Annotated in this window: 14 protein-coding genes; 6 read left to right on the top strand and 8 right to left on the bottom strand. The window is 61.7% G+C overall.

Annotated features, from left to right (window positions below; translation table 11 throughout):
• Positions 1-16 precede the first annotated feature (16 nt).
• Positions 17-1051, top strand: a complete 1035-nt coding sequence (locus CAF73_RS13230) for a type IV pilus twitching motility protein PilT (RefSeq protein WP_007953348.1) — start codon at positions 17-19, stop codon at positions 1049-1051.
• A gap of 176 nt (positions 1052-1227) precedes the next feature.
• On the opposite strand, the gene CAF73_RS13225 is transcribed toward CAF73_RS13230, so the two are convergent.
• Positions 1228-1845 (bottom strand): C40 family peptidase, encoded by a 618-nt coding sequence (locus tag CAF73_RS13225; RefSeq protein WP_007953345.1) that lies wholly within the window; start codon positions 1843-1845, stop codon positions 1228-1230.
• Positions 1846-2094: 249 nt separating this feature from the next.
• On the opposite strand from CAF73_RS13225, the gene CAF73_RS13220 reads away from it, so the two are divergent.
• On the top strand, positions 2095-2529 hold the full coding sequence (locus tag CAF73_RS13220; protein ID WP_085697850.1) for a TM2 domain-containing protein: 435 nt from the start codon (positions 2095-2097) through the stop codon (positions 2527-2529).
• 122 nt (positions 2530-2651) lie between these two features.
• Here CAF73_RS13220 and CAF73_RS13215 read toward each other — a convergent pair whose 3' ends face one another.
• From CAF73_RS13215 to gshB, 7 genes are all read right to left on the bottom strand, one after another.
• Positions 2652-3923 carry a dihydroorotase gene (locus CAF73_RS13215; RefSeq protein WP_085702902.1) on the bottom strand — a complete coding sequence of 424 codons (1272 nt, stop codon included), beginning with the start codon at positions 3921-3923 and terminating at the stop codon, positions 2652-2654.
• Positions 3920-4924 (bottom strand): aspartate carbamoyltransferase catalytic subunit, encoded by a 1005-nt coding sequence (locus CAF73_RS13210; RefSeq protein ID WP_007913665.1) that lies wholly within the window; start codon positions 4922-4924, stop codon positions 3920-3922. The genes CAF73_RS13215 and CAF73_RS13210 overlap by 4 nt, the downstream gene beginning before the upstream one ends.
• 27 nt (positions 4925-4951) lie before the next feature.
• Complete coding sequence (gene pyrR, locus CAF73_RS13205) at positions 4952-5455, bottom strand: bifunctional pyr operon transcriptional regulator/uracil phosphoribosyltransferase PyrR (protein WP_085702901.1); 504 nt, start codon at positions 5453-5455, stop codon at positions 4952-4954.
• A gap of 81 nt (positions 5456-5536) precedes the next feature.
• Positions 5537-5974 carry a Holliday junction resolvase RuvX gene (gene ruvX, locus CAF73_RS13200; RefSeq protein WP_085697848.1) on the bottom strand — a complete coding sequence of 146 codons (438 nt, stop codon included), beginning with the start codon at positions 5972-5974 and terminating at the stop codon, positions 5537-5539.
• Positions 5974-6546, bottom strand: a complete 573-nt coding sequence (locus CAF73_RS13195) for a YqgE/AlgH family protein (protein WP_085689619.1) — start codon at positions 6544-6546, stop codon at positions 5974-5976. Before CAF73_RS13195 ends, ruvX begins: the two co-directional genes overlap by 1 nt.
• Before the next feature lie 169 nt (positions 6547-6715).
• Positions 6716-7615 (bottom strand): energy transducer TonB, encoded by a 900-nt coding sequence (locus tag CAF73_RS13190; RefSeq protein ID WP_085702900.1) that lies wholly within the window; start codon positions 7613-7615, stop codon positions 6716-6718.
• A gap of 107 nt (positions 7616-7722) precedes the next feature.
• Positions 7723-8673, bottom strand: a complete 951-nt coding sequence (gene gshB, locus CAF73_RS13185; RefSeq protein WP_085697846.1) for a glutathione synthase — start codon at positions 8671-8673, stop codon at positions 7723-7725.
• Between the two features lie 224 nt (positions 8674-8897).
• On the opposite strand from gshB, the gene pilG reads away from it, so the two are divergent.
• The 4 genes from pilG to CAF73_RS13165 are packed head-to-tail and all read left to right on the top strand — an operon-like array spanning position 8898 to position 12352.
• Complete coding sequence (pilG, locus tag CAF73_RS13180) at positions 8898-9302, top strand: twitching motility response regulator PilG (protein WP_007953330.1); 405 nt, start codon at positions 8898-8900, stop codon at positions 9300-9302.
• A gap of 60 nt (positions 9303-9362) precedes the next feature.
• Positions 9363-9728, top strand: a complete 366-nt coding sequence (gene pilH / locus CAF73_RS13175; RefSeq protein WP_011336365.1) for a twitching motility response regulator PilH — start codon at positions 9363-9365, stop codon at positions 9726-9728.
• 10 nt (positions 9729-9738) lie between these two features.
• On the top strand, positions 9739-10278 hold the full coding sequence (locus CAF73_RS13170; RefSeq protein ID WP_085689623.1) for a chemotaxis protein CheW: 540 nt from the start codon (positions 9739-9741) through the stop codon (positions 10276-10278).
• Between the two features lie 13 nt (positions 10279-10291).
• The gene (locus CAF73_RS13165; RefSeq protein WP_085702899.1) at positions 10292-12352 is read left to right on the top strand and encodes a methyl-accepting chemotaxis protein; all 2061 of its coding nucleotides are present in this window, start codon (positions 10292-10294) and stop codon (positions 12350-12352) included.

The raw sequence follows: 12352 nt of genomic DNA, 5'->3' as shown, positions 1-12352 counted from the left end.
GGAATTGAGGGACGCTATGGATATCACTGAACTGCTGGCCTTCAGCGCCAAACAGGGCGCTTCCGACCTGCACCTGTCGGCCGGTCTGCCGCCGATGATCCGCGTGGATGGCGACGTGCGGCGGATCAATCTGCCGGCGCTGGATCACAAACAGGTGCACGAGCTGATCTACGACATCATGAACGACACCCAGCGGGTGGACTTCGAGAAACATCTGGAAACCGACTTTTCCTTCGAGGTGCCTGGCGTGGCGCGCTTCCGGGTCAATGCCTTCAACCAGAACCGCGGCGCTGGCGCGGTATTCCGGACCATCCCATCGAAAGTGCTGAGCATGGAAGACCTCGCCATGGGCGACGTCTTTCGCAAGATCACTGATGCGCCGCGCGGGCTGGTGCTGGTGACCGGACCGACCGGCTCCGGCAAGTCCACAACCCTGGCGGCAATGATCGATTACCTCAACACCCATCGCCATCACCACATCCTGACCATCGAAGATCCGATCGAATTCGTCCATGAATCGCGCAAATGCCTGATCAATCAGCGCGAAGTCCATCGCGATACCCGCAGTTTCGCCACTGCATTGCGTTCAGCGCTGCGTGAAGACCCGGATGTGATCCTGGTGGGCGAGATGCGGGACCTGGAAACCATTCGCCTGGCCCTGACCGCCGCCGAGACCGGGCACCTGGTGTTTGGCACGTTACACACCACGTCAGCGGCCAAAACCATCGACCGGGTGGTGGACGTGTTCCCCGGGGATGAAAAGTCCATGGTGCGCTCGATGCTCTCGGAGTCGTTGCTGGCGGTGGTGTCGCAGACGCTGATCAAGAAGATCGGCGGCGGCCGGGTGGCGGCGCACGAGATCATGCTGGGGACGTCGGCGATCCGTAACCTGATCCGCGAGGACAAGGTGGCGCAGATGTATTCGGCGATACAGACCGGCGGCTCACTGGGGATGCAGACACTCGACATGTGCCTGAAGGATCTGGTGACCAAGGGCTTGATCAGTCGCGAACATGCGCGGGAGAAGGCGCGTACGCCGGATAACTTCTAGGCAAAAAAAATCGCAGCCCGTGGGCTGCGATTTTTTTGTTCTGATCGTTCCCACGCTCTGCTTGGGAATGCAGCCCGGGACGCTCTGCGTCCCTGCCGAAGCGGACGCGGAGCGTCCATTGAGGCATTGCCACGCGGACGGTTCGACGCCTCGACGTGGGAACGATCGGTATGGTGTTAGCGCTGAACGACGCGCATCTGTCCCTGTTCCTTCGGCAATACGCGTTTGGCCACCACGTAGTGCTTTTCCCAGTACGGCTTGTTCAGAGTGTCGATGCTCACCGACTTGCCGCGCCGTGGTGCGTGGATGAAACGATCGTTGCCCAGGTAGATGGCAACGTGATTGACCCGACGGCTCTTGATGTTGAAGAAAATCAGGTCGCCCGGCTTCAGGTCCTTGCGTTCGACTTTCTCGCCGTGACCGCTGGCCATGGCATTCGAGGTGCGTGGCAGGTCGAACGTGGCGTCGTTGAACGCGTATTTCACCAGACCGCTGCAGTCGAAGCCTTTACTCGGGCTGCTGCCGCCCCAACGGTATGGCGTACCGAGGACGTTTACCGCACGACTCAGGACATTGCTGCTTTCCTTGGTCGCCATTGGTGGCACCAGCTTGCTGCGGCCGTTGCTGCTCAGCGTGGTGTGTTTGACCTGTTTGCCTTTGTTCGAAGGAGCAGAGGCGTGGGATTTGGGGGTGAAACCGTTAACGTTTGGAAGACGTTGCTCACGATTGGTGGCGTGGGCGGCCAGTGGCATTAATAGGCAAATGGTTAGCCATGTCTTGAAAAATGGACGCATTAGGCAGGGCTCTTGGTGTGTTAGCGCGCAACTTTATAACAGCTTTTTTGTCACTTCCGAGGCCGTTGGTCGATTCAATCGGGTGCCAACGGAACCAAATAAGCGGCAAAAATACGCAATTGTCGGACAGAAGTCCGGTGCTATAAGGGTTTGACGGGAGACACGGTAGCATTTGCCATACGTCGGCAACCTGTAAAAAAGTCACAAAGAATTAAAGAATATTTATCTATCGCGTGTATCGAGGTCTTAATGAACAGCTATCAGCTGCCCCGTGTGAAGGAAAAAGACACCCATAGCAAGGTGATCGGTTACCTGTTGTGGATTTTCGGTTTCACAGGCTCTCACCGCTTCTATTACGGCAAGCCGGTGACAGGCACGATCTGGTTCTTCACCTTCGGGTTGCTGGGAATCGGCTGGCTGATCGACGTGTTCCTGATCCCGGCGATGGATCGCGAAGCCGACCTGCGTTTCGCCGCGGGCCCTATCGAGTACAACGTGGCGTGGATTCTCCTGACCTTCCTCGGCGCGCTCGGCGTGCACCGGATGTATCAGGGCAAGTGGATCAGCGGGGTGATTTATCTGCTGACCGGCGGGTTGTTCTTTCTGGGAGTGCTGTATGACTTCTGGACGCTGAACGATCAGGTGTCGGTGCGTAATGCCGAAGGGCGGGGTGCCTTTCAGTAAGTCATTGCTGGCAAGTCGAATCGTCGCACCGCCGCTCCCACAGGTTCTGTGTGTAACCTGGGATTTGTCACTGCACAAATCCTGTGGGAGCGAGCTTGCTCGCGATTAGGCTCGACTCGGTATCAAGCCTGATGGCTGATCCGGCCATCCACCAAGGTGTAACGCACCACACCCGGCAGGCTATGGCCGAGGAACGGGCAGTTCTCGCCCTTCGACAGCCAGGTTTCGCCAGCCACGGTCGAAGCCTTCGGATCGAACAGCACGATATCCGCCGCGCCACCCACCGCCAGCTTGCCCACCGGCAGGCGCAGGGCCTCGGCCGGGCCGGCGCTCAGGCGTGCCAGCAGGGTTGGCAGATCCAGAAGACCATCTTCCACCAGCGTCATCGCCAGCGGCAGCAGCAGCTCGACGCTGCTGATGCCCGGCTCGGTCGCGCCGAACGGTGCCAGTTTGGCATCGCGCTCATGGGGCTGGTGATGGCTGGAGATCGCCGAGACCACCCCGGACTTCACCGCCTCACGCAGGCCGTCGCGATCCGCGCGGGTGCGCAGCGGTGGTTGTACGTGATACAGGCTGCTGAAATCGATCAGCGCTTCGTCCGTCAGGATCAACTGATACAGGGCAACATCCGCCGTGACTTTCAAACCACGAGCCTGAGCCTGAGCGATCAGGGCTACGCCACGAGCACTGGTCAACTGGCTGAAGTGCGCACGCACGCCGGTCTGTTCGACCAGCAGCAGGTCACGGGCCAGGGCCACGGTTTCAGCGGTTTCCGGAATGCCCGGCAGGCCGAGGAAACTGGCGGTAGCGCCTTCGTGGGCCAGGCCGCCGTCGGCCAGGTCGTGATCCTGGGAGTTGAAAATCACCGTCAGGTCAAAGGTCGCCGCGTACTCCAGCGCCCGGCACAGGGTACGGGTGTTGCGGAAGCTCTCCAGGCCGTTGCCGAACGCCACGCAACCGGCGTCGCGCAGTGCAACGAGTTCTGCAAGCTGTTCGCCATCCAGACCTTTGCTCAGCGCGCCGATCGGGAACACTTTGGTGTTGCCGGCCTCGCGGGCGCGGTCGAGGATCAGCTCGGCCACGGCGGAGGTGTCGAGTACCGGTCTGGTCTTCGGCGGGCAGCACAGGCTGGTCACGCCGCCGGCCGCAGCCGCGCGGGTTTCGCTGGCGATGGTGCCTTTGCGGCTGTAGCCCGGCTCGCGCAGGGCAACGTTCAGGTCTACAAGGCCGGGAGCGGCGACGAGGCCTTGGGCGTCGATGGTTTCGACGGCGCTGAAACCGGCCGGTGCAGCGCCCAGGGCGACGATCTTGCAGGCTTCAACGTGAATATCGGTGATTTGATCCAGGCCGCTGCTTGGATCGATGACGCGGGCGCCGAGAATGCTGAGCTTCACTGGGCGTTCTCCTGCTCGAATTGACGCTGCGCTGTTTGTCCGCTCATGGCCATCGACAGCACGGCCATACGGATCGCGATGCCGTAGGTGACTTGATTGAGGATCACCGAGTGCGGGCCGTCGGCCACCGCCGACTCGATCTCCACGCCACGGTTGATCGGCCCCGGGTGCATGACGATGCAATCGGGCTTGGCGCCGGCCAGGCGCGCGGTGGTCAGGCCGAACAGGCGATAGAACTCGCCTTCGCTCGGCAGCAGGCCGCCGGTCATGCGCTCACGCTGCAGGCGCAGCATGATCACCACGTCGACGTCTTTCAGGCCTTCGGTCATGTCGGTGTAGACCTTCACGCCGTATTGCTCGATGCCGATCGGCAGCAGGGTCTTCGGCGCGATCACGCGGATGTCCGGGCAGCCGAGGGTCTTCAGGGCGAGCATGTTCGAGCGCGCCACCCGCGAGTGCAGGATGTCGCCGACGATGGCCACCGAAAGGTTCTCGAAGCCGCCCTTGTGGCGGCGGATGGTCAGCATGTCGAGCATGCCCTGGGTCGGGTGCGCGTGCCGGCCGTCGCCGCCGTTGATGATCGCCACCTGCGGGCAGACATGTTCGGCGATGAAGTGCGCAGCGCCGGAGTCACCGTGGCGCACGACGAACATGTCGGCGGCCATGGCTTCCAGGTTGCGCAGGGTATCGAGCAGGGTTTCGCCCTTGCTGGCCGACGAGGTCGACACGTTCAGGGTGATCACGTCCGCCGACAGTCGCTGGGCCGCCAGTTCGAAGGTGGTGCGGGTGCGTGTGGAGTTTTCGAAGAACACGTTGCACACGGTCTTGCCGCGCAGCAACGGGACCTTCTTCACGGCCCGGGCACCGACTTCGAGGAACGAGTCGGCAGTGTCGAGGATTTCCGTCAGCAACTCGCGGCGCAGGCCGTCGAGCGAGAGGAAGTGGCGCAGCTGGCCCTGATCATTGAGCTGCAGCGGGCGCTTGGTATCTAGAGGCGTCATCGCGAAGGGGACTCTCAATAGGGCGGATTAAAGGGCAAGGTCTTGCAGTTCGAGGGCCAGCTCCGGGCCGGACAGCTTGACCCGCTCGTGGGCGGCCAGCGACAGGGTCGCGCCGACCACGTTCGGGCGGATCGGCAGTTCGCCGGCGTCCAGGTCCAGCAGGCAGACCAGCGTCACGCTGGCCGGGCGGCCGTAGTCGAACAGTTCGTTCATGGCGGCGCGGATGGTCCGGCCGCTCATCAGTACGTCGTCGATCAGCACCAGATGCTGGCCTTCGATTTCGAAGGGCAGGGCGGACGGGCGCACTTGCGGGTGCAGGCCGTTCTGGCTGAAGTCGTCGCGGTAGAAGGAAACATCCAGCGTGCCCAATGGCGCGTCGCTGCCCAGCTCTGCGAGCAGGGCCTGGGCGACCCAGACGCCGCCGGTGCGGATGCCGATGAAACGTGGTTCGCTGATATTACGCTGGGCAAGGTGCGCCTTGAGGCGGGTCGCCATCTGGCTGATCAGATCGGCGGGATTGGGCAGGCTCATGGTTGCTCCTTCTTGGGGTCGAGCCGGTTCTCGCGAACCTTGGCTCGGGTTGTAACCAAAAGAAAAGCGCCGTAGCGCTTGTCAGGATTCAAATAGTGCGGTGTTTTCGTCGAGCCAGCCTTGCAGCAGCAGGGCGGCGGCGATGGCGTCCACCGGGTTGTCGCGGTAGCTGCCTTTCTGCCCGCCGCGCACCAGTCGTTCGCCCTTGGCTTCGAAGGTCGTCAGGCGTTCGTCGTGGGTATAGAAAGGCAGGTTGAAGCGGCCGTTGAGGCGTCGGGCGAATTTCTCGGCGCGGGCGCACATTTCACTGGGCGTTCCGTCCATGTTCAGCGGCAGGCCGACCACCACGGCGTCGGGCTTCCATTCCTTTATCAGGGCTTCAACCTGATTCCAGTCCGGCACACCGTTTTGCGCCTTCAAGGTGCACAGTTCGCGGGCCTGGCCGGTAATCACCTGGCCGACCGCGACGCCGATCTGTTTGGTGCCGTAGTCGAAGCCGAGGAGCAGGCGCAGGGCCATCAGGCGTGTCCTGCCTGGCTGGTCAGCAGGCTGAGGTTGATCCCCAGGTGCCTGGCCGCCGCCTCCAGGCGCAGTTCACTGCTGGTGTTGAACAGGATGTCGGCGTCGTACGGGCAGGTCAGCCAGGCGTTGTCGGCCAGTTCGGCCTCCAGTTGTCCAGCTTCCCAGCCGGCATAGCCGAGGGTGATGACGCTTTTGGCCGGGCCCACGCCGTCGGCAATGGCGAACAGCACGTCCTGCGAGGTCGACAGGGCCAGGTCGCCGTCCAGCTCGACGGTGGCCTGGAAGGTCTGGCCCGCCGGATGCAGCACGAAACCGCGATCGGTCTGTACCGGGCCGCCGATGAAGATCGGTACATGCTGGCACAGCGCTGGCGGATCGATGTCCGGGCGCAGTTGTTCGAGGATGTCGGCCAGATTCAGCTCTTGCGGTCGGTTGACCACCAGCCCCATGGCCCCATTGGCCGTGTGCTCGACGATGTAGGTCAAGGTGTGGGCAAAGTTCGGGTCGGCCATGTGTGGCATGGCGATCAGGAAGTGATGCTTGAGGTAGCTGGGGCTGACGTTTTTCATGTGCGCTAGTGTGGCGTTCGGGGGGCGAACTGACAAGCTGGAGATGCTTGCAACACTGTTCCAATGTGGGAGCGAGCTTGCTCGCGAAAGCGGTGGATCAGTCACATCAATGTTGTATGACAAACCGCATTCGCGAGCAAGCTCGCTCCCACAGGGGTTCTTCGGTGTGTCAGTTGCTCGAGAGTTTGTCACCGCGGGCGAATTTCCAGGTGCGGATGATTTCCAGCCGGTCGATGTCCGACAGGTCGCCGGTAAACGGTGCAAACGGAGCTGCCAGTCGCACGATGCGCTGCGCCGCCTGATCCAGCAGCGGCTGGCCGGAGGACTCCAGCACCAGCACTTCATACAGCGAGCCGTCGCGGTTGATCGACACCATCAGGCGCAGATTGCCGTAGATCTGCTTGCGCCGGGCTTCCTCGGGGTAATTGAGGTTGCCGATGCGCTCGACCTTCTTGCGCCATTCGTCCTTGTACCAGCCACCCTTGTCGCGCATGGTCGATGCGGCACTCAGGCGGTGGATGCGCGGGCGCTTGGCGTACAGCTGTTGTTCTTTGGCCAGTTCCGCTTCGAGGCTGGCGATATCGCTGGAGAGTTGCGAACTGTCGAAAGTCGGCGCATCGACCGTTGGTTTGATCTCGGTCCTGGCTTCTTCTTTCTTGGTCGGCGCCTTTTTCGGTTTCGGCGCGACGGTGGTCACGGCCGCCTTGGGCGCGGCTTCCTGCACTTGCGGCTTGGCGGCCGGCGGCGGGGTGACTTTCTTGACCTCGTTTGCCTGGAACGGCGCGACTTCGGTGGTCTTGGGGACCGCTTTCTTGTCGAGAGTGCCGCTGCCTTCCTGGTTTTCCTGGGCGAGGAAATCGGCCTTCGCCGGCTTCTTTTCGCTTTTGAAGGTGGCGAGGGTGATTTCCAGGGTTTTGCTGATCTGCTTGGGCTCGACCATGGTGAAGCCCACGCCGAGCAGCAGTGCTAAATGGATCAGCGCCGCGAGAAACAGGGTAAATCCGAGGCGATCGACCGGGCGCACGCCGCGGTGGGCGAGTTCAGCAGGCAGATCGGACGGAAGTGTCATGACAAGAAAACCAACATCGCGTTTTTCACAGGCCGCGCATGATAACGCAATGTTGGTTTCACGCCTTGGGCTTCAAGCATCAAGCGACAGGCTGCATGTGACACACATCAACCTTGCAGCTTTTTCTCGATGGCATCCATCAGCATCCCGCCGATGTCGGTGCCGAAAGCATTGTCGATTTCGCGGATGCAGGTCGGGCTGGTGACGTTGATTTCGGTCAGATGCTCGCCGATCACGTCCAGGCCGACGAACAGCAGGCCCTTCTCGCGCAAGGTCGGGCCGACCTGGGCGGCGATCCAGCGATCCTTGTCGGTCAGCGGACGGGCTTCGCCACGGCCGCCGGCGGCGAGGTTGCCACGGGTTTCGCCATGGGCCGGAATCCGCGCCAGGCAGTAATCCACCGGTTCGCCGTCGATCATCAGGATGCGCTTGTCGCCATCGACGATGGCCGGCAGATAACCCTGGATCATGATCTGTTGCTTGCCGTGCAGGGTCAGGGTTTCCAGAATCACCGACAGATTTGGATGGCCGGCGGTGTGACGGAAAATCGACGAGCCGCCCATGCCATCCAGCGGCTTGAGGATCACGTCACCGTGGTGGTCGGCGAATTCGCGCAACACGTCCGGACGGCGGCTGACAATGGTTGGCGGCGTGCACTGCGGAAACAGCGTGGCGAACAGCTTTTCGTTGCAGTCGCGCAGGCTCTGCGGCTTGTTGACCACCAGCACGCCGGCGGTTTCGGCCTGTTCGAGCAAGTAGGTGGAGTAGACGAACTCCATGTCGAACGGCGGATCCTTGCGCATCAGGATCACGTTCAGGTCGCTGAGCAGTGAATCCTGCTCGGTGCCCAGTTCGAACCATTTTTCCGGGTTGGCGAAGACTTTCAGCGGCTTCATCCGCGCCCGTGCCTGGCCTTCACCCTGATAAAGGTCTTTCTGTTCCATATAGAACAGTTCCCAGCCGCGCTTCTGCGCCGCCAGCAGCATGGCCAGCGAGCTATCCTTTTTGTAGGAAATGCTGGCGATAGGGTCCATGACAATCCCGACGCGAACGCTCATTGGGTTTTCCTCGAAAATTGGCTACCGGATCGGTATGAAAAAAGTGCCGCCAGAGTGGCGCCGGGCGGGTTTTCGGTCAAGGAAAAACCCGTCGATAGATTGCGTCTGGAGACTGTGCTAAAAAGGCTGCCAGCCGTGCTGGCCCTTGAGCATCAAGGGTTTCCAGCCATCAGTCATCGCAAAACGGACAAATTGATTCGCAAAGGCGACGGTAGAGCCCCCTTATGGAACAGCAGTCCAGCGCCTTGAAGGTCATGGTGATCGACGACTCGAAAACGATTCGTCGCACCGCCGAGACCCTGTTGAAAAATGCAGGGTGCGAAGTCATCACCGCGATCGACGGTTTTGACGCCTTGGCGAAGATCGCCGACCACCATCCCGGGATCATCTTTGTCGACATCATGATGCCGCGTCTGGATGGTTATCAGACCTGCGCTTTAATCAAGAACAACAACGCGTTCAAGGGCACGCCGGTGATCATGCTGTCGTCCCGGGACGGGTTGTTCGACAAGGCCAAGGGGCGGATTGTCGGTTCCGATCAATTTTTGACCAAGCCTTTCAGCAAGGAAGAACTGCTCGACGCGATTTCGGCCCATGTTCCGGGCTTCGCTGCCGCTTTGCCGCAGTAAGACACGCACAGAGACGCTCGGCCAGCGGGCCCGGTGTCGACAAGAAAAATGGGGAAGACCATGGCACGTATCCTGATCGTCGATGATTCGCCGACCGAAATGTACAAACTCACCGGCATGCTGGAAAAGCACGGGCACGAAGTGCTGAAAGCCGAAAACGGCGCCGACGGCGTGGCCCTGGCCCGCCAGGAAAAGCCCGACGCGGTGCTGATGGACATCGTCATGCCCGGCCTCAACGGCTTTCAGGCCACCCGTCAGCTGACCAAGGATGCGGAAACCAGCCACATCCCGGTGATCATCATCACCACCAAGGATCAGGAGACCGACAAGGTCTGGGGCACCCGCCAGGGCGCCAGGGACTACCTGACCAAACCGGTCGACGAAGACACGCTGATCAAGACCCTGAACAACGTGCTGGCCGGTTGATCGCGCCGTCATGAGCGAATCGCTGACCGCGTTCGAACTGTTGTGGCAGATCGACCAGCGCTGTCGCCTGCTGGCGGCCGACCTGCCGTCGCAAGCTGCGCGCCAGGATCGCTGGAGTGGCATCGGCTTTCGTCTGGGCGAACACTGGTACGTCACGCCGATGGGCGAAGTCAGCGAAGTGCTGCCCGAACTGCGCGTCACCCAGCTGCCGGGCGTCAAGCCGTGGGTCAAGGGCGTGGCCAATCTGCGCGGTCGGCTGCTGCCGGTCATGGACCTGTGCGGATTCTTCGGCCATGAGCTGTCACCGATGCGCAAACAGCGGCGGGTATTGGTGGTAGAACATCAGGACGTGTTTGCCGGGTTGCTGGTCGATGAAGTCTTCGGCCTGCAGCACTTCGAGCAGGACAGTTTCGAGTCGGTCTCGATCAGTAAACGGCAAGGCTCCAAGGGCGAGTTCATCAAGGGCTATTTCCGGCGCGAGCAGAACTGGCGGGTGTTCAGCCTGTTTGCGCTGGCGCAGTCACCGAGTTTCATGCACGTCGCGGTTTAACAGGCGAGGACCGATGATCAAAGCAAAAACAGGCAAGCCCGCAGAAGGCTCGCGCAGCCGCTCGCAGATCATCGTGCTGTTCATCGCACTGATCGTGTTCATCATGCTGCTGTTCGCCAACTTCGCTTACCTCAACACCCAGGCCAACTACGACAAGCAGTACATCGGCCACGCCGGCGAGCTGCGGGTGCTGTCGCAGCGGATCGCCAAGAACGCCACCGAAGCCGCCGCCGGCAAGGCCGCCGCGTTCAAGTTGTTGAGCGATGCGCGCAACGACTTCGCCCAGCGCTGGGGCTATTTGAAGAAAGGCGACCCGGCCACCGGCCTGCCACCCGCGCCGTCCACCGTGCGCCCGGAAATGCGCGCCGTTCAGCTGGATTGGGAACGCCTGCTGAAAAACACCGACGCAATTCTCTCCAGCGAACAGACCGTGCTGTCCCTGCATCAAGTGGCCGCGACCCTGGCCGAAACCGTGCCGCAGTTGCAGATCGAATACGAAAAAGTCGTCGAAATCCTCCTGCAACGCGGTGCCCCGGCGGGACAGGTGGCGATGGCCCAGCGTCAGTCGCTGCTGGCCGAGCGGATTCTCGGCGCGGTGAACACCGTGCTCTCCGGCGATGAAAACTCCCAGCAGGCCGCCGACGCCTTCGGTCGCGATGCCGCACGCTTCGGTCAGGTGCTTAACGGCATGCTGCAAGGCAACTCGACGCTGAAGATCAGCCAGGTCGAAGACCGCGACGCCCGAGCTCGCTTGAGCGATATTTCCGAGCTGTTCCAGTTCGTCTCCGGTTCGGTGGATGAAATCCTCGAAACCTCGCCTGAGCTGTTCAAGGTCCGTGAGTCGGCCACCAATATCTTCAGCCTGTCGCAGACCCTGCTCGACGAAGCCTCGCACCTGGCCACCGGTTTCGAAAACCTCGCCGGCGGACGCAGCACCGACACCATCGGCGGTTATGTGCTGGGCCTGCTGGCGCTGGCTTCGATCATCCTGATCGGCATGGTCATGGTCCGGGAAACCAACCGCCAGTTGCGCGAGACCGCCGAGAAGAACGAACGCAACCAGAACGCGATCATGCGCCTGCTCGACGAGATCGAAGACCTCGCCGACGGCGACCTGACCGTGACTGCCTCGGTGACCGAAGACTTCACCGGGACCATCGCCGACTCGATCAACTATTCCGTCGATCAGTTGCGCGATCTGGTGGCCACCATCAACCTCACCGCCGGCCAGGTCGCCGCGGCGGTGCAGGAGACCCAGGCCACTGCGATGCATCTGGCCCAGGCCTCGGAGCATCAGGCCCAGCAGATTTCCGAAGCCTCGACCGCGATCAGCGACATGGCCCAATCCATCGATCAGGTGTCGGCCAACGCCGCCGAATCGTCGGCGGTGGCCGAGCGATCGGTGGAGATCGCCAACAAGGGCAACGAGGTGGTGCACAACACCATCCACGGCATGGACAACATCCGCGAACAGATCCAGGACACCGCCAAACGCATCAAGCGTCTGGGCGAGTCGTCTCAGGAGATCGGCGATATCGTCAGCCTGATCGACGACATTGCCGACCAGACCAACATCCTCGCCCTCAATGCGGCGATTCAGGCCTCGATGGCCGGTGACGCCGGCCGTGGCTTTGCCGTGGTTGCCGACGAAGTGCAACGGCTGGCCGAACGTTCGTCTGCCGCGACCCGGCAGATTGAAACGCTGGTGCGGGCGATCCAGACCGACACCAACGAAGCCGTGATTTCCATGGAGCAGACCACCACCGAAGTGGTGCGCGGCGCGCGGCTGGCGCAGGATGCCGGTGTGGCCCTGGAAGAAATCGAAGGCGTGTCCAAGACCCTCGCGGCGCTGATCCAGAGCATTTCCAACGCGGCGCAGCAGCAAACATCTTCGGCCGGGCAGATTTCCCTAACGATGAACGTGATTCAGCAGATCACCTCGCAGACCTCGTCCGGTTCCACGGCCACCGCCGAGAGCATCGGCAACCTGGCGAAAATGGCCAGCCAGTTGCGTCGCTCGGTGTCCGGGTTCACCTTGCCGGCGGCGCCTTCGCCCGTCGCGGACAAGGCGTGA

Source organism: Pseudomonas sp. B15(2017) (genome assembly GCF_002113215.1).
GTDB lineage: Bacteria > Pseudomonadota > Gammaproteobacteria > Pseudomonadales > Pseudomonadaceae > Aquipseudomonas.
The sequence above is the reverse complement of the archived record's forward strand: the minus strand, read 5'-3'. Positions and strand labels throughout refer to the sequence as shown.